Source organism: Streptomyces sp. TLI_146 (assembly GCF_002846415.1).
Lineage (GTDB): Bacteria > Actinomycetota > Actinomycetes > Streptomycetales > Streptomycetaceae > Streptomyces.
Genome location: NZ_PJMX01000001.1, coordinates 8646571 through 8668496 on the forward strand (window position 1 = coordinate 8646571; position 21926 = coordinate 8668496).

Here is a 21926-nt window from a genome sequence, read left to right on the forward strand (position 1 = left end):
GTGACAGCGATGGATGAGCGGACGAGGCAACGGCAGCCGCCGGAGACACGCGCCACCACCCGGGCGGCTGCCCTGCCGCCCCGGGTGGGGGTGCCGGTTGTGCCGACATGGCTTGTGCCGCGGCCCCGGCTGACGGCGCGTCTCTCGCGGGGCGTGCTCGGACCGCTGACCGTGGTTGTCGCCCCCGTCGGCGCCGGGAAGTCCGCCCTGGCCATGGAGTGGGCCGCCACGCGCCGTGCCCCGGGTCCGGTCGCCTGGGTTGCCTGCGACGGCTCGGAGGAACAGGCCGATGTCTTCTGGTCCCGGGTTCTGACAGCCCTGGGCGAAGCGGGTGTCGACCTGCCGGCGCCCGCGAATGTGCTGCGACCCGAGCCGCCCGCGCCGACGGGTTCCGCGGGCTCGGGTCCTCTCGCCACGGCGGCCGAGCGGCCCCTCCTGGTCGCTGCACTCGCCGCCGGCCTGGCCGCACGCAAGGACCCCGTCGTCCTCGTACTGGACGACTTCCAGCCGGACACGGGGTCACCGGTCGCGCGAGGCATGGCGAGTCTGCTGCGGCACGCAGCTCCCGCCCTGCGACTGGTCGTCGTCTCGCGCCGTGATCCACCGCTGCACCTGCACCGCTACCGGCTGGCGGGCGAACTCGCCGAACTGCGCACCGCCGACCTCGCCTTCGATGACCGGGAGACGGCCTCCCTGCTCGCACAGCACGGCGTCGCGGTCGCGAGGCCCGTGGTCAGCGCGCTGCGCACGCGGGCCGACGGATGGGCGGCTGGGCTGCGGCTGGCGGCCATGTCCATGCAAGGCCACCCCCATCCGGAAAAGTTCGTCGCGCAGTTCACCGGCCACGATGAAGCGGTCGTCAGCTATCTCGTCGAGGAGGTCCTGGACGGCCGGCCCCCGGCCCTGCGCCGGCTGCTCCTGACGACCAGCGTCCTGGAGCACCTGAACGCCGAACTGGCCACCGCGCTCGCGGGCAAGGAGGCCGCAGCGCACTTCGCGGCGCTGGTCGGGCAGAACTCCTTCCTCCAGTCCGCCGGGCACGGCTGGTACCGGTGCCATCAGATGTTCGCCGACGTCCTGCGGGTGCGGCTGCGGCACGAGACGCCCGGCCTGGTGGCGGAACTGCACGCTCGCGCGGCCGCTTGGCTGGGCGAGCACGGACTCCTCGCGGAGGCGGTGCGGCACGCGTTGGCGGCGGGCGACTGCGGCTACGCCAACCGGCTCGTCGTGCAGCAGCTGGCGATCGGGCAGGTGCTCGCCCTCACTGACGCGCGACTGCCGGGTGACCTGGTCCGGCGCACGCCCGCCGGCGAGCTGGGGATGCCCCGGCAGTTTCTCGATCCCGAGTCCGCCCTCGTCGCCGCGGCGGCCGCTCTGCACCGCGGCGAGCGGCCGGTGTGCGCGCAAGCGCTGCGGCTGGCGGACGAGCTGACCGGGGAGCTGCCCCGGGACGAGGCCGACCGGATGATCCGGTGCCGACTGATGCATGCCGTGGTCCGCATGGCGAAGGAGCGTTGCTGGGACCCGCAGGCGGCGCGGATCGCGGCGGCCGATGCCGAGGCTTTGTTCGCCCAGGTGCCGAGCGGTCTGCTGGCGGACCGTCCCGAGCTGAAGGCACTGGCACTGCTCATCCGCGGCCACGCCGAGCTGCGGGAGGGCAGCCTCAAAGCGGCGCAGGCCCTGCTGGGCGCAGGGCTGAAGGCGTCCGGGGCCGTCCGCAACGGTGCCCTGCGCCGCGACTGCCTCATCGAGCTCGCACTGCTGGAAGTGCTGCGCGGGAAGTTCCAGACCGCGGACGAACTCGCGGGGCACGCCGGGCGTCCACCGCTGCCGCCCTGCACGCCCGAGGATCCGACGCCGGCCGCCCTGCACCTGGTCCGAGCCTGGGTCGCCATGACGCGATGCGCATCGGTGCGGGCCCGTGGTGAACTGGCCCGGACCCAGGCCGCGTTACGGAACGCGCCCGACCCCTTCCTCGCCGGGGTCGGCTCGCTCGTGGCCCGGCTCGTTACGATGGCGGAGAGCGGGACACCTGTGTCCGCGGCGCCGCCGGACTGGCTCGGGGACTGCCCTGACTGGCTCGCCGAGGGACTGCGCCAGCCGGTGCGCCAAGCCTGCGCCCTCTCGCTCGCCGCGGCGCGGGCCCATACGCTCCGAGGGCAGTGCGCGCCCGGTCAACCGGGCGGGCCGGACCAGGGGCCGGGCAGCCGCCGCCCGCCGGCCGAGTCGCTCAGCGCGCGGGAACACGACGTACTGCGCCGGCTGGCCCAGACGATGACGACGCAGGAGATCGCCGCCGAGCTATATCTGTCGGTCAACACCGTCAAGACGCACCTCAAGAGTGTCTACCGCAAACTCGCCGTGACCCGGCGGTCGGCCGCGGTACGGCGAGCCCGCGAACTCGAACTGCTGTGAGGGTTCTCCTGCGTTCCTCGGGGCCGTCACAGGAGCCGTAGCTGCCTGGCCCGATCGACGGCCGCGGTGCGCGAGGACACCCCGAGCTTTCGGTAGACGGCACGTGTATGACTCTTCACCGTGTTGTGCGAGATGAACAGGTCCGCCCCCACCTGTCGCAGGGGCACGTCGTCTTGGAGTCTCAGGAGCACCATGTGCTCACGCTCCGTCAAGGGCTCGGTCCACGCCAAGGCGTCCGGGCAGCCCCGACCGTCCTGAGGCACAGTGGCCAGCACTGTCGATGCCTGGTCCACCAGAGCACCCGCGCTGCGAGGATCGCCCAACGCGACCGCGATCTCCACGAGCGTGTCGGCGACCCACCCCAGACAGGCCGCCACCACCAGGTCCGCCTCGGACGCGTCACGCCCCAGTGCGGCACGCAGCCGCCCGTGCAGCACGGACACCCGTCGGGCGCCCGGACCACGACAGATGGCCTTGCCACGTTTGTGCTCGGCGCGCACCACCATGGGCACACCACTCACCTCCTCGGTGACAGGCGGCTCACACCGACAGTGCGGGCTGAATCCCGGTACCGGAAGGCATCCATCGGCCTTTTGCCCCCCGGCCCGAAGAACACCTTTCTCCGTCTTTCCCGGTTGGGAGCGGTCGCTGTCACTGGGCCTCCCGGCCCCCCGGCTGGCGTACATCACATGCGTGTGACAACACCGGCGAAGGCGCCGACAGACCCCACTTCTGACTCAGGACGCCGAGATAGCAGCGGGCACGCAGTGAGCTCTTTTCATCCTGATGTTGAGGCGTGGTGAAGGACGATGACGGCCTTGACGATGTCGGTGATCCTGCTCGTGCTGCAGCGGAGTTTCCGTAGCAGGCGCCAGCCCTTGAGGACGGCTATGGCCTGCTCGCCGAGGCAGCGGATCTTGGCGTGGGTGCTGTTGTGCCGGCGTTGCCCTCGCTTGAGTCGACGGCCGCGACAGGGCACCCTGACCTGGCGGCCGGCACCCTGGTAGGCCTTGTCGGCCCAGCACTTGATGTCGGCGTCGGCGAGTGCGTCGGTGATCCCGTGGTGTCGGGCGGCGGTCAGGTCGTGAGTCGAGCCGGGCAGCGCGGGCGAGGCCCACAGCAGCCGCCCGAACGGGTCGGTGATGACCTGGACGTTCATCCCGTGACGCTTATGCTTCCCGGAGTAGTACGGGGTGTCGGCGGCTATCCGGTCGATCGGCAGCAGCGTGCCATCGAGGATCACGAACGCCTTCGTCCGTGGTCTTCATCGCCTCGCTCAGGGGCAGCGCGAGAGCGGCCAGGACGTCGACGGCCTCTCGTATGCAGCGGTAGACCGTCGCGACGCCGATGCGGAACCCGGCGGCGAGCCGTGCGTAGGTGTCGCCGCATCTCAAGTGAGCCAGGGAGAGGAGGGATTGACGCGCGGCGGGCAGGCGCCGCCATCGCGTCCCGATCTCGCGTTGCCGGGTGCGGAGCCGCTCTGTCAGGAACCTCAGGGTGCGGCTGGACAGATCGATCGACGACGGGTGGACAAGCACGCGAAGCTCCTGGCAGACACGGGTGATCTTGGTCGAGAACCCGTCTACCAGGAGCTTCATCACGTCGTACAGCAGGTCAACTCGTTGGTCTCACCAACAGGTTGGAAAGAGCTCAAGGTCAAGACGGCCAAGCAGCAGGCGCGAACCAAGCACTGATGCCGTGTGAGGCTCCTACCGGCCGAGCGGGTGGCGGGGCGCTCCGCTCCGGTGAGGATGCGGGCGGTCCTGCGGCCGGGCGGTAGCCGGGGCAGTCGATGTAAGTGGTTTCTGAGGCATATCGAGACTTCGTGGGAATCCGGCCACGGGGCGGTACGCGAGGCATTACGGTGAGTGCTCGCCCCTGCCTCTTGGGGATGGCGGGGGGAGTCGACGGGCGGGGGACGCTGATGTCAGCGAGGCCGGTTGTGCGTATGCCTCTGGATTGCGGTGGATCGATCCTCGTGCAGGCGGATCCCGTCGAGGTGTCGGCCGGGCCGGTCATGGCCGGACGGGTCTCGGAGGCGATACGTGATCTGCCGCAGAGTCTGGAGAGCGTCATCGGCCCCGTCGCGGGTATGGCGCGGGCGGTGCTGGATGAGTTCCGGCGGGTGCGGCCCGACGGCGTCGAGGTGGAGTTCGGCGTCGACCTGGCAGCGCAGGCGGGGGCCGTGATCGCGAAGAGCGAGGCGGCCTGTCATCTGAAGGTGACCGTGACCTGGAACGCTGCCGCTAGCGCCGTCGCTGACAGTGGTGAGAGCGCGAACTGACATGGAGTCCCTGGTCACGTCATCGGCGGATGGGGATCCCGTCGCGGCGAAGCCCTCGGAGCTCGGCGGTCCGGCCGCCGCGGTGGCACAGATCCTCACCGGCGCGGGCGTGGCGGCCGGGGCGGGTTTCCTCGTGCCGGGCGGGGTGGTGGTCACCTGTGCCCATGTCGTGCGTGACGCGGGCCGTGGCCCTGGTGACGAGGTGGAGGTGCGTTTTCCTCAGGCGACGGGGGCTCCGAAGGCCCGGGGAAGAGTGCTCACCGGGCCGTGGCGCCGGCCGGAGGCTGAGGACACGGCTGTCATCCAGCTCGACCAGGCCCCGCCCTTCGTGCCCGAACTACTGGTAGGGCTCGCTCATGGAGCGAAGGGTCGGCCCGCGTGGTCGTTCGGGTTTCCCAGCTCGACGTTCGACGGCGGTCACGAGGGCACGGCGACGGCGGGCGGACCGCTGCGTGTCCTGGACCACTGGGTGCTGCAACTGCACGACGCGAACACCGTGGCGCGCGGATTCAGCGGTGCACCGGTCGTGGACACCCAGACCGGCCTGGTGATCGGGATGGTGACGTCCCTGCCGGGTGCCGATCCGCACCAACGGGGCCTGAACACCGCCTACGCGACGCCCGGCGAGATCCTGCGCGAGGTCTGGCCCGGGCTGAAGCCACTGGATGTCTGCCCGTACCAGGACTTCCGAGCTTTCACGTACGAGAGAGCGAGATGGTTTCACGGGCGTGACCGGGCGAAGGAACAACTGCTGCGTCACCTGGTGGGCAGGCGGCACGGGGTGTTGCTGCAGGGCCCTTCCGGGTCCGGCAAGTCCTCCCTGGTCCAGGCAGGTGTGCTGCCCGAACTGCCCTCTGGCTGGCGGTCGGTGGTCGCGCGTCCCGCACGCGGCCTCGGGGCCGATCTGGAGCGCGCGGGCCTGCCGGGAGCCGCCGGTGGAGGGATCCTGGCGTCGGCCCAGAGGTTTCTCGCGGAGTCCAGCGGCACCGAACATCTGCTGCTCGTGATCGACCAGTTCGAGGAGTTGCTCACCTCCCCGGGCCCAGGTCACGGCTCAGCAGTGCCGGACGAAGACCTCCTCGTGCTGCGCCAGCTCACCGAGGTCGTCGAGTCCTGTGCCGCCGTCACCGTACTGCTCGTCATGCGGAACGACTTCTACCCGAGTCTGGCCGATCGGGCACCGAAACTGCTGCAGGCCGTGCACCCCGTCGTCGATCTGCCGCCGACGCTGACGTCCGGAGAGTTGCACGACATCATCACCAAGCCCGCAGCGGACGCCGCTCTGCGCTTCGAGGAGGGGCTGCCGCAGACGATTCTCACGGAGGTCCTGGCCAGCGGCCGGTACGACACGGACCCCGACGAGGTCCGCGCCACCGTACTTCCGTTGCTGGAGAAGACCTTGACCCTGGTGTGGGAGAACCGCGCCGACAACCTTCTGACGTGTGACGCCTATGCGAAGGTCGGCAGGTTCGGCGGCAGCCTGGCCCAGTGGCAGGACGCCGTCCTGGGCCAGTTGGACGAGCGGCACAGATCGGTGGCCCGGCGCGTCCTCGCTCTCTTGGTGCGCCATGACCAGAGCGGAAAGAGTCTGGATACGCGCAGACAGCGCAGTGTGGCAGCGCTTCGCACGCTGGCCTGCGGCCCCGCTGTCGACAGGGCGGCGGTGGACCGGGTGCTGACGGTCCTGGCCGACGAGCGGATCATCACCGTCCGCTCGTCGGACGAATCCGGTGGGACGGGTCCTCCCACGGCCGAGCTCGTTCATGACCTCCTCATCGACAAATGGCCCGAGCTGCGTCAGTGGGCAGCCGCCTACGCCGAGTTCGACACGTGGCTGGATCACGCGCTGGAGCGGGCCGGGCGGTGGGAGGGCTCCGGGAAAGGGGGTGACCTCTTGCAGGGAACCGATCTGGAGCTCGGACGGCGTTGGCGCGCTGAGTTCGGACTGCCCGCGCCGGCGGAGGATTTCCTGAGCCGCAGCGAACGCCGTCGGCGCTGGCGCCGCATTGAGGTCGCGGCTGTGGGGATGTCTGCCGTGTGCGTTGCCGCTCTCGCGGCCACGGGAGTGATCAACGTGGGTGCCGGAGGTGGCACGGGGCGGTCGGGGAGCCCCGCAGCGTCGGCGAGCGCCTATCCCGGGACCGACGGTGGTGCCAGGACTCTGCTGACAAAGGCCGGTACGGGGGCCGACGCGGGTCTGGTGGAGGCACTGCGACCCAGGCACGAGGACTACGGGGCCGTCTTCCGGCCGGGCTTGGCCGAACGGGCCGAGCGGTACTACCAGGCCTCTACGCCCTGGCCGACCGGGCCCTGGGCCAAACCCCAGCAAACGGTTCTGCAGATGTGGAAGGCCACCAGCGAGGAAATTCAGGCCGGGACGGCGCCGGCCCTGAAGTACTTTCCGGGCGGCTATGCGAGGCTCAAGGACGGCTTCAGGCCAGGGCTGGTCATCTACCGCTGGAAGTACACGGAGCCCGGTGAGCCCTACGGTATGGCCTTCGACGGTCTGGTCTTCGTCAACGGCCACTGGGCGCTGTTCCCCAAGCCGTGGCTTGCGCTGGGTCCGTGAGAGGCGGGGCCCGGTTGCGGTGGTCCTGTCGTTCGATCAGTTTGCACCTTGATGGGCGTCACCGTGCTCGGCTACAAGGACCAGCTCGTCGAGATCGAGGCCGTAGCCGCGGTGCTCGACTCTTGAGGTCCAGACGCAGCACGGCGCCTGAGCAGTGGACATGTCTTGTTGTCACCTTCGCCGGATTTTGTGCGGTGGACGGGCCTCAGCCCGTGACGGCTTTCGCGATCTGCAGGGCGGCCTCTATGGGCGTGAGATGTGTGGTGTCGACGCCCTCGGCCTCGGAGTGCAGCCACGTGCGGGCCGCCTCGGCGCAGGGCTCCAGGTAGGGGAGACGAAACGGGGAGGGGCCGAGATGAGTGTCGCCCTCGATGCGCCTGCGAAGGGTGTCCTGGTCAGCGTGGAGGACGAAGTGCCTCACAGTGATGGCGCGTTGGGCAAAGCCGTTACTGATCTCGCGCCAGTACTCCTCGACCAGGACCGTCATGGGTATCACCAGGACGCCACCGGCGTAGTCGAGTACGCGGCGGGCGGTCTCGACCACGAGCGGCCGCCACGGCGGCCAGTGCTGGAAGTTGCCCGTCCAGGGCAGACCCGGCTTGACGTCATCGCCGTCTCACAGACCTTCTCGGGTCGAACAGCCGCGAATCCGGGAGGAGGGGCTGGACGAGGGCGCGTGCCGACACGTCCCGGACGGTGAAGCGGTCGGGCGGGGCAGCGACCTGTTTCTCGCCCGCCGCGTCGCGCAGCTCGAACTGGATGGAACGGCCGCTCGCGGAAGGACGCGCGCTGATCAGGTTCGCTTCGTCGGGGCTGAAGACCGCCGCGAGAACATCGTCGCCCCGGGTGACATCAACGGCGACCGGCCGCACCGACCTCCTCGCCTCCAACTCCCTTGGTGAGCGGTTCAGTTACGCTACATTTCGGCGAAGTCAACATCGTGAACGAGGTGGGCTGGTATCGGCCTGACGCATCGGATGGAACCTTCGGCGTGGGCGGCGGGCGAGCGGCGCGGGTTCACGCTGACGTTGCTGCACGTCTGGCGGCCCTGGCAGTCGGCCTTCGGGTATGCGCCGCTGGGCACCCCAGCCGTGCTGCCGGACGGGCGGGGCGGCGACGAACACCGGGGCCCAGCGCATGCTGGACGAGGCGTATGACCAGCTGCCCGACCGCGACCTCGGCGCGGACATCACCGCGGAGTGGATTCCCGGCTCGCCGGTCGAGGTCCTGCTGACGGCCGCCGACGACGCTGCGGTGCTGGTCCTGGGGTCACGGGCGCCGAACGAGCTGATGGGTTTTCCGACGGGCTCCGTGCCGATGGCCGTCCTCGTCTGGGCACGGTGCCCGGTCGTCCTCGTCCGGCCGCAGCGGTCGGCCGATGCGGGGGAACGGGCCGGATCGGGGGACGGGGGGCGACGTGGTGCTCGGGCTCGACTTCTCCCGTCCCCGCGACGCGTTGATCGACTACGCCGTCGAAGCCGCCCGGGCGCACGGTGGGGCGCTGCGGGTGGTCCACACCTGGAGTCCGCCGCCTCGCCGCACTGGCGCGGAGGCGGCCGAAGAAGCTCCGTTACCGCCCCCGCCTGCTCCACGGATCTATCGCCGAAACCGGGCCTGTTCCGACCGCGACCTTGAGCGTCACCCCGAAGCGAAAGGTCAGTAGCGCAGGGTGCGGCCGCATCGACGCGACGCGTGTGCGCCCGGAGTCGCGATGGAGTAGGCGAGACAGCGGATGCTCAAGAGCGCGCACACGAGGCATCGATGCGGTGCCAATACGGGCAGTTGTGGACTTCCCGGGATCGAGCCACACACGATCCGTAGGGTCCTGGTCACCGCTTGGGCGGTCAGCGCCCCGGCACTCGACGACAAGGAGCGGAAACCGGTATGGCAAACGTGGAGGTCTCCCTGAAGGAGACGATGACATCGATCGAGGGCGCTCTGGGGGCTGCCATTGTGGACTACACCAGCGGGATGGCCCTGGGCACGCTGGGCGGCGGCAAGGGCCTGGATCTCGCGGTCGCCGCAGCGGGCAACACCGACGTGATCCGCGCAAAGGTCCGCACCATGGAGCTTCTGGGCCTCAAGGACGGGATCGAGGACGTACTGATCACGCTCGGCGCCCAGTATCACCTCATCCGGCTGCTGAAGGGCCGCCAGAGCAGCGGGCTCTTCCTCTACGTCGTCCTGGACAAGGCCAAATCGAACCTGGCCATGGCTCGCCACCAGATGAAGCGCATCGAAGCCGAGTTGGAAATCTAGACATCGTCCGTTCTCCCGGGCTTGGCATGTCCAGGAGTTGAAGACATCTTCAATTCACTACATCCCGATCTGGTGATTTTCCTGGGCGGGCGGGGCCGGGAGGCGGAAGATCGGTGTTGTACGACACCGTGTGCAGCGGCTGGAGCAGAGTCGCCCATGCGGCTCTGCTCGGTCGTCAAGCGCGCAGGAGCGATTCACCATGCAGGTACCCCTCTACCAGGCCAAGGCCGAGTTCTTCCGCATGCTCGGACACCCGGTACGCATCCGCGTGCTGGAACTCCTGCAGAACGGCCCCCTCCCCGTACGCGACCTCCTGACCGAGATCGACATCGAACCCTCCAATCTCTCCCAGCAGCTCGCCGTCCTGCGCCGGTCCGGCATCGTGGTGTCGGTCCGGGACGGAGCCACCGTCAACTACTCCCTCGCCGGAGGCGACGTCGCCGACCTCCTGCGTGCCGCACGCCGCATCCTCACCGAACTCCTAGTCGGCCAGAGCCAGCTCCTGGCCGAACTCCGCGAGACCGAAACGAGTTCGGCCTTGCCTGAGCACGGTGCACGCCAGCCGTCCTGAGCCAGCGATTCAGGAGTGCGGGCCGTCCGCAACGGTGACCTGCGCCCGCGACTGCCTCATTGAGCTCGCACTGCTGGAAGTGGTGCGCGGGCGGTTCCGGACCGCGGACGAACTCGCCAGGCTTGCCGTGCGTCGGGCGCTGCCGCCCTGCACACCCGAGGATCCGTCGCCTGCCGCCCGCCGTAGCCCGGAACAGTCGAAGAACTCCACGGGGCTCTTGCGGTAGTGGGGGTGCCGGAGCGTGGAGGGGGGGCTCGGGCGGGGGACGGGGCTGCTGGTTGCCTCTGGCTGGTCACTCCTGGGTCGGCTGCTCTATACAGCCGGGCCGAAGGCGAGTCATCAAGTGCAGGGGAACGGGCAGGCAGCAGGTGCCGTGCGCCGTTCATGGCATTTCCGTGAGGTGTGCAGCTCATGGGCTCGGGCTGGTGTGGTGGCTTGGTCCGCTTCGTGAGGGTGCGCGGGTCGTGGTGTGGCGGGAGCGGCGCGGGGAGTGACAGACGGGCTTCGCCGGAGCACGCTGGCCGCCTGGCATCGGGGGGCGGATACGTCGATGGGATGCGGTCCTGCCGTGCGCAACCTCCCTCGCGCAGTGGAGGGGGGAGTCGTGCAGTTGTCGACTGGCGCGAGGCAGGAGCAGCGCGCCCCGAAGTGCAGCAGCGTGGCTTCCTGGCGCTGTGACCCGCTGGCGTACCTGGGTGCGGAGTTCGACGGAACGCGGGATGTCTGGCGGTCCGCGACGGGGCGTGTGTGTCGTCGGCCGGCACTCGGCGCTCGCAGTGTGCGCAGGAGCCTTCGTACTTGTTCGTGGCCATCACGGTCATGGTGCCGGGGTCCGGGCTCGCCCGGCGGTCCGGCCTCGAAGGCGGCCGGTGCCCATCGGTTGTCGCGGAATCTGTTCCTTGGTGCTGACGCCGCCCTGGAAGGTGTTGGTCAGGCCCCGCAGGACCAGGTAGTGCTTGAACTGGAGCCAGGTAGTGCTTGAACTGGAGCAAGGTGAGATCGCGGGGGTTGTCCGGGCCGCTCGTCATCAACGCCTGAGCGGCCTCGGTGTGCAGCCGGGGGAGATGCTGAGCCGCCGACCGGGCTGGGCCGGTCGGCGGCGGGGGCGAAGCGGGGCAGGGGTCAGGGTGTGGTGGTGAGTGCGGGCCACAGGGTGGTGGCGGTGAGAGGGCGAGCCAGGCGGTGTGCCCAGTAGGTTTCGTCGCCGTCTTCGTCGCGCCAGGACCACAGCCGGGTGGTGGCGAGGTGGAGGGGGTGGAGCCGGGTGATGCCGAGGGCGCCGTGGAGTTGGTGGGCGATACGAGCGATCTCGGCGGCCGAGGCGGATGCCTGGGTCTTGGCGGCGGCGACGGCGAAGTGGGCGGCCGCGCCGCCGGTGTCCAGCGGCGTGGCGGCGGCCTGGACGGCGGCGCGGACCAGGGCGGCCTCCTCGATCAGCCGTGCCTCTTCCTGCTTGACGGCCTGGAAGCGGCTGAGCGGACGGCCGAACTGGGTGCGGGCGGTGGTGTGGGCGACCGTCAGGTCGACGCAGCGTTCGGCGGCTCCGGCGATCAGGGCGGAGCGGGCCAGGGCCGCGCGGAGCCGGGCCTCGTCGAGCAGTTCGGGGGAGATCCGGCGGATCTGTGCGGCGGGGATCTCCAGGGCGGCGAGGTGGAGGTCGTCGCGGGGTTCCTCGGCGAGGTTGGTGGCGGGGGTGAGGACGGCCTGGTCGGGGGTGAGGGTGAACAGGACTGGGCCGGAGGGGGCGGCGGCCAGGACGACGACGGCGAGGGCGGTGCGCGCCCAGGGGACGCGGCGCAGGGTGCCGGTGACCAGCAGGGTGTCGTCGTCGCCCAGGCAGCCGGCCGAGCCGACGGGGGAGGCGGCTGGGTGGGCGTAACGGACGGTGAGCTCGGGGGCGATGGCGTAGCTGAGCGGGCCGTCGGGAACGGGGAGCCCGGCGCGGCGCAGCAGCGGACGGGCGACCAGGGCGGTCTCGGAGAGGGGGGCGGGGACGGCGCGGTGCCCCGCCTCCTGGACGGCGGCCAGGAGTTCGGCGGTGGAGGCGTCCGGGGACGGGAGGGCCACGGCGTCGGGGGTGGTGGTGTTGGTGACGGTGGCGATGGCGTCGGTATCGGCGTAGAAGGCGGTGGTGTCGTAGGCGTCGGCGGGGATGACCGGGGTGCTGGTGTCGATCGTGTGGGTGTTCATCAGTGCTGCTCCAGACCGCGAGTGATGATGCCGCGAAGGATTTCGTTGGTGCCGCCGCGCAGTGTGTAGCCGGGGCTGTGCAGCAGAGCGAAGGCGAGCAGTTCGGGGTGGGTGCCGGGGGTGGCGTGCGGGTCGGCCGGGGTCGGCAGGATGCTGCGGACGGTGTCGGTCAGCGTGCCCTCCAGGCGGGTGCCGAGGTCCTTGACCAGGGCGGCCTGGATGTCGGGCGAGGCTCCGGCGTCCAGGGCGGCGGTCACGCCGAGGGACAGGCGGCGGATGCTGTGCAGACGAGCCGTCAGGATGCCGACCTGGGTGAGTTGTTCGGCCGTGCCCGGGCGCTGTTCCAGTTCGCGGAGCAGGGAGACGAGCAGAGGGAAGGTGGAGAGGTAACGTTCCGGGCCGCTGCGTTCGAAGGCGAGCTCGCCGGTGACCTGCTTCCAGCCGTCGCCTCGCTGTCCGAGCAGCATGCCGTCGGGGACGTCGACGCCTTCGAGGTGGACGGCGTTGAAGCGGTGCTCGCCGCTCATCAGATGGATCGGCTCGACTCGTACGCCCGGAGCGCGCAGGTCGACGATGAACTGGCTGAGGCCCGCGTGCCTGTCCTCGGCCTCGTTGGTGCGGGCCAGCACGATGGCGTAGTCGTTGACGTGGGCGCCGCCGGTCCACATCTTGGTTCCGGTCAACCGCCAGCCGTCGGCGGTGCGTTCGGCGCGGGTGGCGACCGAGGCGAGATCTGAGCCGCTGCTCTTCTCACTCATCCCGATGGAGAAGAAGCACTGCCCGGCGGCGATCCTGGGCAGGAAGAAGCGGCGCTGCTCCTCGGTGCCGTGCTGGAGGATGGACGGGCCGGCCTGCCGGTCGGAGACCCAGTGGGCGCTGACGGGGGCACCAGCGGCGAGGAGTTCCTCGATCACCACGTAGCGTTCCAGGAAGCCGCGGCCGGCACCGCCGTACTCGGTGGGCAGGGCCATGCCGACCCAGCCGTGCTCGGCGAGGCGGCGGCTGAAGCCGTCGTCCCAGCCGGCCAGCCAGGAGTCGGGACGGCCCAGCACGGTGCCGTGGGTGCGCTCTTCGTCGAGAAAGGCGCGGACCTCGGTGCGGAGCCGGCGGGCCGATTCGGGCAGGACGACGTCGGGGAAGGCGATCGGGGAAAGCGTCGAAGGAGACATGGTTGATCTGCTCCTGGGGTCGGTGAATGGGTGGTGTACTTCTTTGCGCTACGGGAACCCAGTGCGGGAATTCGGTCAGTTCGCGGGGTGCAGCAGGGAGGGGTCGAAGCCGGCTTCGCGGAGTACCTCGTCGGTGTGCTGGCCGACGCGCGGGCAGGGCCGTAGCTCCGGCTCCGGGTCGGCCGAGTAGCGCACCGGGCGGCCGATGACCCGGTAGCGGCCCTCGGTGGGGTGTTCGGCCTCGTAGAGCAGGCCGCCCTCCTGGGCGTAGGCGGTGGTGGCGGCGGCTTCCAGGTCGAGCACCGGGGCGGCGGCGATGCCTGCCCAGTCGCAGAAGTCCTGCCATTCGGCGCTGGTGTGATGCCGTGTCAGCTCCGCGAGCAGCGGGTAGAACGCGTTGGCATTGCGGGCCCGGTCGGGGCCGGTGGCGAAGCGCGGGTCGGCGGCCAGTTCGGGGCGGTGGACGAAGTCGGTGAAGTCCCGCCAGTTGCGGTCGCTGTGCGGCAGGATGCACATCCAGCCGTCGGCGGTGCGCAGGGCGCGGCGCTCGGGGCTGAGTGAGCGGGGCGAGCCGAATTCCCCGTCGGTGTCCAGGGCGGCCGCGCCCAGGTGCTCGACCAGGTTGAAGGCGAGCATGGTGTCGGCCATGGGGACCTCGATGTGCTGGCCGGTGCCGCCGTGTTCCCGGTAGTGCAGCGCGGCCAGGACCGACTGGACGATCTGCATGCCGCAGATCTTGTCGGCCAGGACGGTGGGTACGTAGTGGGGTTGGCCGGAGACCTGGTGGTTGAGCCAGACCAGGCCGCTGGCCGCCTGGATGATGTCGTCGTAGGCGGCGTGCGTTCCGTAACGGCTGTCGCTGCGGAAACCCTGGGCATTGGCGTAGATCAGGCCGGGGTTGACGGCCTTGACGTCGTCGTAGCCGAGACGGAGCTTCTCCAGGGCCTGCGGGCGCAGGTTGGTGATGAGGACGTCGGCGGTGCGCAGCAGGGCGAGCAGGGCGTCGCGGCCGTTGGGGGCCTTGAGGTCGATGGCGGCGCTGCGCTTGTTGCGGTTCAGGTTGAGGGCCGGGCCGCCCATGCCGGGGTGGCGCCGCGGCGGGTAGTGGCGCGTCATGTCACCGGTGGGCGGCTCGACCTTGATCACGTCCGCGCCCAGGTCGCCGAGCTGCTGGGCTGCGTACGGACCCATGATCACGCTGGCCAGTTCGACGACGCGGACTCCGGCCAGGAGTCCTCGGCCGGACGGGCCGCTCGGGTTCTCAGACATCTTCCGGTGCCTCCTGGGAGATCGGGTGGGGTGGGTGAACGGGGTGGTGCGGTGCGGGATCGCGCTCCGAAGGGACGCGGGGCTGTGTCGATATGCGGCGCCGCCGGGGGCGCGATCAGCCCCCACCGGCCCGCAGATGACGTACGGCACTTCTCGCGGAGCGCTCAGCGCCACTGGAGCGCGGCAGACCCGAGCGGGGAACGCCGGCCGGGCTGTGGGACCGCGCGCCCGCTGTAGGCGAACGGGGTCGCCGGTTCGGTGAGCGGGCCGAAGTCGGTATCGGTGGTCGACAGCGCGGCGTGCGGCGTGCGCCCGGGCCGGGGCAGGTCGAGTACGTCCTCCCGCGCCAGCAGCCCCAGTTCCTGCACCCAGTGGCATACCCCGGCCAAGGTCACGCGGATCCGCCACGAGCCGCCCTCCGTCGCACGCCGGCGCAGGGCCGTTGCCACGGCGGCGGCCCCGAGGTAGGCGGCGAGGTAGTCGTTGAGCAGGTACGTCGGCGGCAGCGACGGCCGGTCGGTCCACTCCTCGACGGCGAATCCGGTTGCCGAACAGGCGAGTTGGTCGAACCCGCCGCGTTCGCCCCAGGGGCCGTCGGCGCCCCAGGCGTGGTATTCGAGGGTGATGAGTCCGGGGCGGCGCCGGATGAGCTCCTCGGTCGACGCCCCGTGCCGGGCGAGTCCCCGGTAGGCGTGCACGAAGACGTCCGTGTCCTGGAGCACCTCGTGGAAGGCCGCACGGTCGTGGGCGTCGCGCAGGTCGCAGTAGGCGTTGCGCTTGCCGCCGCCGGTCATCGCGATCATCGGGATCGGGTCGGGGCGGTCGGGACGCGACAGGTGCAGCACGTCGGCGCCGAACTGGGCGAGGAGCCGCGCCCCGACGGGACCTGCGATGACATGGGTGAGATCGAGCACCCGTACGCCTGTGAGCGCCTCGTCGGCCTCGCCGATCGGCTCCAGAGGCCGCACCGGTCCGTCACCGACGCGTTCGATCTCGACGACCGGGCGCCGCGCGACGTACCGCCCCACGGGATGCGCGAGCCACTCGTCCCGGGCGCGCACCACGCAGGCGACGCCGCCCCGCGCGCAGATGGCCTCTTCCAGCGTGAAGGCGTCCCAGTCGGCCACGGCCCGCGCGAGCCCCACCTTGTCGAGCCCGCACTTCAGCACGGAGCACACCGCGTCGCGTAGGTGCGGATAGGTGGTGATGAGGAAGATCCACCGGCCGTCGCGCGCCCGGTAGAAGTCGTTGTTGCCGAGCAGCGCCGGATCGTCGAGCAGAGCGCCGAGCGGGCGCCCCGACAGCGTCGTGTGATACGTCGCCATGAGCTGGTCGATCGCGGCCCCGGCCTGCACCTCCACCCTCTGGCGTCGGTGACCGCGCATTTCACCTACCGCCGCCGCCTGCCGCCCGAAAAGCCCGATCGCGGCCGACATGGCGTCGGCGAGGCGGTGCACCGAGGGCACCAGGGGATCCGTCCCGACAACGGTGATGTCCTCGGCCCCCCGGGCCGGATCAGGGTCGCCGAGGGTGTGCAGCAGCCGGGAGACGATTTCTCCCGTGGACGACGGAGGCGTCGGCTCGGCCGTGGTCAGCGTGTTCGAAGTCATGCCGGGATGCTCGTTCCCGGCACTGCACGAGCGCCCGCATTCACGGATATCCGTGAATCGATGCGAACGTCACGTCCGCCCCTCCTGGATGTGCGCGAGGAGCCGGGCCGCCGCCCGGTCCAGACTCAGCCGCTCCGAGCGGCCGCGGCGCCGGTGCATCAGCACAAGAGCACCTGTGACGGCGGGGCCGTCGGTGACGGGGATCGCCAGCGCGCTGACCTCTGGATCGGCCAGACCCTCGCTGCGGCTGATCCGCGACGCGCGGATCGCCGGAAGAGCGCGGCGGAACTCGGCGACCGCCTCGGGGTCATGGCGGGCGAGCTCGTCGAGCAGCCCACGGCGCTCCGCCTCGTCGGTGAAGGCCAGCAGCAGACGGCCCGCGGCGGTACGCAGCAGCGGCCGGGCCACGTGCTCGTCGGCGAGTGGCACGAGGCGCGGAATCTCGTCCTCGCCGCCGCGCGCAAGGTGCACGGCGTCGAGCCCGACCCGCACCGTGAGCAACACCGGGGTGCCCGCGACGTGGCTCAGCTCGTCGAGCTCGGCCTGCCCGATCCGCGGGACGACCCGGCCGGCGATGAGGTTGAGGACGTGCGGGGCGGGCCCGAGCCTGAAGCGCCCGTGCTGCTCCAGCAGAAAGCCCGTCGCGACAAGGCCGTTGACCAGATCCTGCACCGAACTCGCCGGCGCCCCGACCGTCCGCGCCACCTCGGCCACGGTTACCCCGCCCGGCGCCCGCGCGGCGGCCTCCAGGATCCATGCGACCCGGTCCACCGTACGGTGACGCCGCCGACGGCCATGCTCGCTCATCCCGCCCACCTTGTCCTTCTCGTCCGTCGCCAGCCGCTCGCGCCGACCGCCTCGCTGATCTTTTCCCCCACCACCCCGACGGGCAAGTCGGCCCCTGCCCCCCTATAGACGTCACCAGCGCGGCAGCAGAGGAGGGTGCCACACCCGCACCGTGCACGATGAACAGCCGCCCACGAACCGCTTGTTCACGCCGCCCCTTTCGCGGTGGCCAGCGGCCAGGCGGCATCCGGGGGCCCGTGCAGCTGGTGTGATGCGTCCCGGTGAGCCGAACCAAAGCCTGCTGTCTGCCGGTATTCCGGCTCAAGATGCGTGGCCACGGCAGCAGACGGCGCACAGCCCCCAAGGGCACGCGGTGCTCGCCTGCTGCGGGAGCGCCTGCCGCAGCGCTGGTGCCCGTCGCTGGGGTGAGTGCTGCGTCGGCGGTGCCACGGCCCTCGTTGGGCCCGGCCCGGTCAGGGGGGCTTGTCGGTGGGAGCGGCTCAGAGAGACAGGGAGCATGCGCCCCGGCAGCGTGCAGGAGGCGGGCGGCTGCCGCGTTCTGGTGGCGCGGGCGGTCTGCTGCCAGGAGCGCGCAGCAGTTCCGGTGGCATGTGGGTGGCCCACGGCAACAGGGCCGCGGTCGCCTGTCGGACCACCGCTGCCGACGGGCCCTCCAGGAGCGGTCGTACATCGTCGGCGCGAATCGCGTCGAGCGTCCGCAGCCACGACGTCGCCGGGCCGGGCGGCGATCTGCGCGAGCCGCGCCGCGGGCAGCAGCCGTCGCTCAATGGCGATGCGGGCCGGGGCCCGGCCGCCATTGTCCCGCAGTGCCTCGATGTGCGCGGGCGGGACGATACGCAGCGCCGCGGTGAGCAGTTCCTGGCCGAAGCTGCCGGGAGAGCGGCGGCCTAGAGGCTCGTTACCGAACCCCGGTCCTCGCGTATCCGGCTCCAGGAACAACGGGACGGCTGTCGGGCCACCGGGAGGGGCTCTACCGCCGGACCGCCGAGACCAGTTGGCCGGGCTGTTCCTGGGGCTGCGGTGGGGTGGTGATCGGGCGGCCGTAGGCGCCAGCGCGTTCGCGCAGGGTGTGGCAGGTGGCCTGCCAGCCGTGTCCGGCCAGCCAGTCCACTGGGTCGTCGGGCATTTCCGAGAGCCACATGGATGCCGCCGATCCCGGCGCGGCGTCCGCGCGGAAGCGTTCGATCACGCCGCGCGGGCTCAATGTCAGCCCGATCCGGCTGCCCGGCGCCGAGTGCGCGCTGATCCGGTTCAGCAGCAGTTCCACCGCTTCCTCGGTCAGGTAGATCAGGAGCCCTTCGGCGATCCATGCGGTCGGCAGGGTCGGGTCGTGTCCTGCGGCGGCCAGCGCGGCGGGCCAGTCCTCGCGCAGATCCGCCGCGACGGTGATCCGCTCGCAGCGCGCGACGGCTCGCTCCTGGCACAGTACCGACGCCTTGAAGTCCAAGGGTGCGGCGGTGTCGACCTCGAACAGCCGGGTGCCCTCGGGCCAGTCCATCCGGAAGGCCCGGCTGTCCATGCCGGCGCCGAGCAGCACGACCTGCCGCACCCCGGACTCACAGGCCTGCCGCAACAGGTCGTCGAGGAACTTCGTCCTGATGACGATGGAAAAGGACACGGCCAGTCGGCGGAGTTCTGCGGCTTCACCGGGCAATGGCTGCGAAGAAGGCCCCAGGCCGCCGGCGGTGGCGAAGGCCTGTGCCAGCGGGTCGCGAAACAGTGCGTTCTCCCGCTCGGTCTCCAGCGCCCGCACCCTGGCCACTCCCACCGCCGTGGCCCACACTCCCGACGGCCGCACCCGCTCCTGCTCATCAGTCATCACGCCAGCCTAGACCGGTCGACTTCAGGCCCCCACCTTCCACCGCCCTCTTCGCCGTCCAGCCATGACAGAGCGACGCTCAGCTGTTGTCTGTGCAGATCCCGCGCCTGTCACCCCTGCACACCTCACCGCCGGGTGGACCCCGAGACGGCAGCGAACATGGCCGGATCGTGCGCCCTTCCGTCCGCAACGGACCCGGTAGCACCGCGCGGACCACATCCGCTCTGCGGCCTCCTTGTGTTGGACCTCTCCGCCTGCGCCCCCGTACGGCTGGCGTGAGCATGGGCGGAACGTGGTTGCTGACGTTTCTGGGGAGTCATCATGCTCCAGGGTCTCCCGCGGTCGCGCCGACCGAGCACTTCCTCAACGGTAATTCCCAGTATCACAGGCCTGGTTGTTGCCTTTTGTCCATAGCTGCGGACAGGTGGTGGCCGCTGGCCGCATCAGGCTGCGGCATCGTGCGTTGTGCTGCGGTGACGGATCCCGCAGGCTTGGCCGTGGCCAAGCCTGCGGGTGCAGGCTGTCGCACGGGCGGTTTCGGGAGTGGTGGCCCGGGCCGCGATGCCAGGCTCCCTGCTGGCGGGGGTGTGATCCGGCCCGGTGGTGGGCGTTCGCGGTGGTTCTCGGGGAGAGATAGATCCGTGGTGGGGCGGCACACTGGGGTGAGCAGAACTGCGGCGGGTAGGGCGGGGAATCGAGCTCGAAGCAGGGCCTGCGGCCGCAGGCCGGGCACCCAGCCGGCGGCGCCGCTCCAGCAACTGGACGTGCTCCGCGACGCGCTCCGCCCCGAGCCTGTCACCCGCCCCGCCCTGTGACCGCTCCCGCCCGGTCACCGGATCTCCAGGCGCGGCGTCGCTGCACAGCACTCCTCGGCGCGCCGGGGTCGGGAGACCGGTCGGCACCTGGCCTGGATGGTGGAACCCGGCGGCCTGATCCGGCAGAACGATCCGTCACGACTTCCCGCCCCTCTCAGCAGGCACGGCGACCAGCGTGCACGCCAGGTCTCGCTTCATCCACCGCCTCTGCCGGGCAGACGCCTCTGCGGCTGCTATCACCGCCCCCAGCGCCGCTGATCGGGCCGCCGTGCTGGACAGCGGACAACCGCCTCGACAGGGCCTCGGCTACCGCGCGGCACGCGCCTCCGCCCCCTGGCCATCGACCTACGCCACCCCTGGGAGGAACCGGCCGAGCCCGGTCGGCTCACCCCCGCCCGGGTTCGCTGGGGGTTCAGGAACCTCCGCCCGAACTTGCCCTGCCCGGTCCGTGCGCCCAAACCCAACCAGCCCGGCCCCGGTCGGCCGCCCGGCTCGAACAACCGGCATCCCGCCACACGCTTCGACGTGCGCAAATGCTCGCTCCGGACCCGGACGGCCACCTGCCCGGAGGAGACTCCTTGCGGCGCCAGTCCCGGGGCTTCGTGGCTGGCAGCGAACTCCACGCATGGGGACGGTTCAGCCGCGACTACTGGCTCGATGGCGAGATGGGAGAGCTCGTCACCATCCTTGATCTGCCGGCACCCCACATCGAAGAACCCGGTTTCGGCGGATACTTCCGCGAAGAGTGCGACGCCGAGCCGACGATCTTCACCTTCCAGGACGGCACCTACGGGCCACGGAAGCTCTGATCAGGTCTCCAGGAGGTTTGAGAACAAGCTCAGGGTTTGTGAGGCCGGGCGCCTGCCGATCGGGACAGTCCCCATGTTCGGTCGGTGTTCAGAGGATGGCCTGAATCGCCGTACCAGGCGTGTTGTCCTGAGGAGTCCACGGTCAGGCCGAATTCCGTGATGGCGGGACGGCCGTGTGCCGCGTACCAGGTGAATGCCGTCACGACTTCCTCCCACAGGTCTCTGGGGCCCCAGGATTTGACGGCGTCGGCCTGCCACCAGTCGCGGTAGCGCACGATGGTCGCGGACGTGCCGGCCTGGTCGACGAACTGGACGCGGCGGTCGGCGCCGTCGCCCCGGTGGGAGAACGCGACATCCGCAGTGTGCAGTCCGATCACGAAGTCCTGCTCCCAGCCGGCTTCCAGGACCTCGGCCGGGTCGAGCGGGGAGGAGCGGGCGGTGGACTCCTCGGGCACGTTCAACGCCCGGCTGGGCCGCTCGCTGCGGATCCACATGTACGCCGCGCCCCCGGCGAAGCGGCCGTATGCCTTCTCGCCGCGCACCGTCAGCCGTAGCAGCCCGGAGTTCGCGTACGCGGTGCCGAACGGCGTGACAATCACCCCGCCGGGCGCCAACTGGCGCACCCACGCCGACGGGACGGTGCGGACCGCGGCGGTGCTGATGATCCGGTCGTACGGAGCATGCTGCGGGACACCGGCCATGCCGTCCCCGCACACCAGCACCGGCGCATACCCGGCACTCTTCAGGTTCGATGCACCCCACGCCGCGAGCTGAGGGTCGACCTCGATCCCGACGGTCCGCTCGCTGCCGGTTCGCTCGCACAGGAGCGCGGTGTGGTAGCCGGAGGCGTAGCCGATGTCCAGGACCCGATGCCCCGCATCCAGGCTGAGCTGCTCCAGCTTGGTGCACACGATGTCGAGGGCAGAGACCGAGGATGTGAAGTCGCCGTCGGCGGGCCCGTCCGGCCCGGTACGGCCGTCGTCCAACTGCGTGATCACCGACTGATGGGAGTCCCACACGGCCCGGCGCCACGCATCCTCGTCCACATCACGATCGAGGAACCGCCAGCGCCCGTCCTCGTCCCGCTCGGGCGCCCAGGCCCGCGCGGGGACGAACAGCTCCCGGTCCACTGCGTCGAACGCCTCCCGCAGCCAGGGGGCGTGGAAGCACGCCTTGGCCTCCAGGGCGCGCCGGCATACGGCGCGATAGTCCACCGGGCCTACTTCTGTGGCCGGGAGCCGTCAGGACTCGGCGGCTCCGGCGGCGGTGTCCACGGCTTGTCGTCCGTCTCCCCACCGTGCTTTCCTGCCATTGCTCCACCTCTCGGCCCGCCCCTCGAA

At 70.7% G+C, this 21926-nt stretch carries 15 protein-coding genes and 5 pseudogenes; 10 read left to right on the forward strand and 10 right to left on the reverse strand.

What is annotated here, in order from left to right; all coding sequences use genetic code 11:
- Positions 1-9 precede the first annotated feature (9 nt).
- The gene (locus BX283_RS38490) at positions 10-2415 is read left to right on the forward strand and encodes a LuxR C-terminal-related transcriptional regulator (protein ID WP_101391987.1); all 2406 of its coding nucleotides are present in this window, start codon (positions 10-12) and stop codon (positions 2413-2415) included.
- Between the two features lie 26 nt (positions 2416-2441).
- On the opposite strand, the gene BX283_RS38495 is transcribed toward BX283_RS38490, so the two are convergent.
- Positions 2442-2921 (reverse strand): LuxR C-terminal-related transcriptional regulator, encoded by a 480-nt coding sequence (locus tag BX283_RS38495; RefSeq protein WP_180357514.1) that lies wholly within the window; start codon positions 2919-2921, stop codon positions 2442-2444.
- Between the two features lie 272 nt (positions 2922-3193).
- A pseudogene (locus tag BX283_RS38500) lies at positions 3194-3953 on the reverse strand (transposase family protein).
- A gap of 440 nt (positions 3954-4393) precedes the next feature.
- Between BX283_RS38500 and BX283_RS38505 the strand changes: the two are divergent.
- The 3 genes and pseudogenes from BX283_RS38505 to BX283_RS41985 all read left to right on the forward strand — a co-directional run.
- Complete coding sequence (locus BX283_RS38505; RefSeq protein WP_306822849.1) at positions 4394-4699, forward strand: CU044_2847 family protein; 306 nt, start codon at positions 4394-4396, stop codon at positions 4697-4699.
- A gap of 1 nt (position 4700) precedes the next feature.
- The gene (locus BX283_RS38510) at positions 4701-7268 is read left to right on the forward strand and encodes a serine protease (protein ID WP_101391989.1); all 2568 of its coding nucleotides are present in this window, start codon (positions 4701-4703) and stop codon (positions 7266-7268) included.
- Between the two features lie 45 nt (positions 7269-7313).
- Positions 7314-7394 (forward strand): annotated as a pseudogene (locus BX283_RS41985) (RidA family protein); the annotation flags it as partial.
- A 79-nt stretch (positions 7395-7473) separates the two neighbouring features.
- Here BX283_RS41985 and BX283_RS38520 read toward each other — a convergent pair.
- A pseudogene (locus BX283_RS38520) lies at positions 7474-7954 on the reverse strand (ATP-binding protein).
- A gap of 451 nt (positions 7955-8405) precedes the next feature.
- Here BX283_RS38520 and BX283_RS42520 point away from each other — a divergent pair.
- From BX283_RS42520 to BX283_RS38540, 4 genes and pseudogenes are all read left to right on the forward strand, one after another.
- Positions 8406-8618 (forward strand): annotated as a pseudogene (locus BX283_RS42520) (universal stress protein); the annotation flags it as partial.
- Positions 8619-8646: 28 nt separating this feature from the next.
- Positions 8647-8931, forward strand: coding sequence for a universal stress protein (locus BX283_RS42525; RefSeq protein ID WP_101391990.1), 285 nt, complete (start codon positions 8647-8649; stop codon positions 8929-8931).
- Between the two features lie 221 nt (positions 8932-9152).
- Positions 9153-9527, forward strand: coding sequence for a hypothetical protein (locus BX283_RS38535; RefSeq protein WP_101391991.1), 375 nt, complete (start codon positions 9153-9155; stop codon positions 9525-9527).
- Positions 9528-9726: 199 nt separating this feature from the next.
- A complete protein-coding gene (locus BX283_RS38540; protein ID WP_101391992.1) occupies positions 9727-10098 on the forward strand; it encodes a helix-turn-helix transcriptional regulator in 372 nt (123 codons plus the stop codon).
- 1122 nt (positions 10099-11220) lie between these two features.
- On the opposite strand, the gene BX283_RS38545 is transcribed toward BX283_RS38540, so the two are convergent.
- The 6 genes from BX283_RS38545 to BX283_RS38575 form a co-directional block, all read right to left on the reverse strand.
- Positions 11221-12288: an acyl-CoA dehydrogenase family protein gene (locus BX283_RS38545; protein WP_101391993.1), complete on the reverse strand. Its 1068-nt coding sequence runs from the start codon at positions 12286-12288 to the stop codon at positions 11221-11223.
- Positions 12288-13457: an acyl-CoA dehydrogenase family protein gene (locus BX283_RS38550; protein ID WP_101391994.1), complete on the reverse strand. Its 1170-nt coding sequence runs from the start codon at positions 13455-13457 to the stop codon at positions 12288-12290. The genes BX283_RS38545 and BX283_RS38550 overlap by 1 nt, the downstream gene beginning before the upstream one ends.
- Positions 13458-13532: 75 nt before the next feature.
- A complete protein-coding gene (locus tag BX283_RS38555; protein WP_101391995.1) occupies positions 13533-14726 on the reverse strand; it encodes a CaiB/BaiF CoA-transferase family protein in 1194 nt (397 codons plus the stop codon).
- Between the two features lie 164 nt (positions 14727-14890).
- Complete coding sequence (locus tag BX283_RS38560) at positions 14891-16336, reverse strand: CoA transferase (RefSeq protein WP_101391996.1); 1446 nt, start codon at positions 16334-16336, stop codon at positions 14891-14893.
- Between the two features lie 69 nt (positions 16337-16405).
- Positions 16406-17143 (reverse strand): helix-turn-helix domain-containing protein, encoded by a 738-nt coding sequence (locus tag BX283_RS38565; protein WP_101391997.1) that lies wholly within the window; start codon positions 17141-17143, stop codon positions 16406-16408.
- A gap of 970 nt (positions 17144-18113) precedes the next feature.
- Positions 18114-18962 carry a class I SAM-dependent methyltransferase gene (locus BX283_RS38575; RefSeq protein ID WP_101391999.1) on the reverse strand — a complete coding sequence of 283 codons (849 nt, stop codon included), beginning with the start codon at positions 18960-18962 and terminating at the stop codon, positions 18114-18116.
- 1139 nt (positions 18963-20101) lie between these two features.
- On the opposite strand from BX283_RS38575, the pseudogene BX283_RS41990 reads away from it, so the two are divergent.
- Both BX283_RS41990 and BX283_RS40210 read left to right on the forward strand, forming a co-directional pair.
- Positions 20102-20311, forward strand: a pseudogene (locus BX283_RS41990) (transposase); the annotation flags it as partial.
- Positions 20311-20586 carry a hypothetical protein gene (locus BX283_RS40210; RefSeq protein ID WP_143676615.1) on the forward strand — a complete coding sequence of 92 codons (276 nt, stop codon included), beginning with the start codon at positions 20311-20313 and terminating at the stop codon, positions 20584-20586. The pseudogene BX283_RS41990 and the gene BX283_RS40210, both read left to right, overlap by 1 nt.
- Positions 20587-20615: 29 nt before the next feature.
- Here the strand turns inward: BX283_RS40210 and BX283_RS38585 are convergent, their stop codons facing one another.
- A complete protein-coding gene (locus BX283_RS38585; protein ID WP_101392000.1) occupies positions 20616-21800 on the reverse strand; it encodes a methyltransferase in 1185 nt (394 codons plus the stop codon).
- Positions 21801-21926: the final 126 nt, after the last annotated feature.

Coding starts and splice junctions, on each gene's coding strand:
- BX283_RS38560 (WP_101391996.1), bottom strand. CDS start 16,336: ATGACTTCGAACACGCTGACCACGGCCGAGCCGACGCCTCCGTCGTCC.
- BX283_RS38540 (WP_101391992.1), top strand. CDS start 9,727: ATGCAGGTACCCCTCTACCAGGCCAAGGCCGAGTTCTTCCGCATGCTC.
- BX283_RS38490 (WP_101391987.1), top strand. CDS start 10: ATGGATGAGCGGACGAGGCAACGGCAGCCGCCGGAGACACGCGCCACC.
- BX283_RS38575 (WP_101391999.1), bottom strand. CDS start 18,962: ATGACTGATGAGCAGGAGCGGGTGCGGCCGTCGGGAGTGTGGGCCACG.
- BX283_RS38495 (WP_180357514.1), bottom strand. CDS start 2,921: ATGGTGGTGCGCGCCGAGCACAAACGTGGCAAGGCCATCTGTCGTGGT.
- BX283_RS38565 (WP_101391997.1), bottom strand. CDS start 17,143: ATGAGCGAGCATGGCCGTCGGCGGCGTCACCGTACGGTGGACCGGGTC.
- BX283_RS42525 (WP_101391990.1), top strand. CDS start 8,647: ATGCGGGGGAACGGGCCGGATCGGGGGACGGGGGGCGACGTGGTGCTC.
- BX283_RS38550 (WP_101391994.1), bottom strand. CDS start 13,457: ATGTCTCCTTCGACGCTTTCCCCGATCGCCTTCCCCGACGTCGTCCTG.
- BX283_RS38510 (WP_101391989.1), top strand. CDS start 4,701: ATGGAGTCCCTGGTCACGTCATCGGCGGATGGGGATCCCGTCGCGGCG.
- BX283_RS38535 (WP_101391991.1), top strand. CDS start 9,153: ATGGCAAACGTGGAGGTCTCCCTGAAGGAGACGATGACATCGATCGAG.
- BX283_RS38555 (WP_101391995.1), bottom strand. CDS start 14,726: ATGTCTGAGAACCCGAGCGGCCCGTCCGGCCGAGGACTCCTGGCCGGA.
- BX283_RS38545 (WP_101391993.1), bottom strand. CDS start 12,288: ATGAACACCCACACGATCGACACCAGCACCCCGGTCATCCCCGCCGAC.
- BX283_RS40210 (WP_143676615.1), top strand. CDS start 20,311: ATGCTCGCTCCGGACCCGGACGGCCACCTGCCCGGAGGAGACTCCTTG.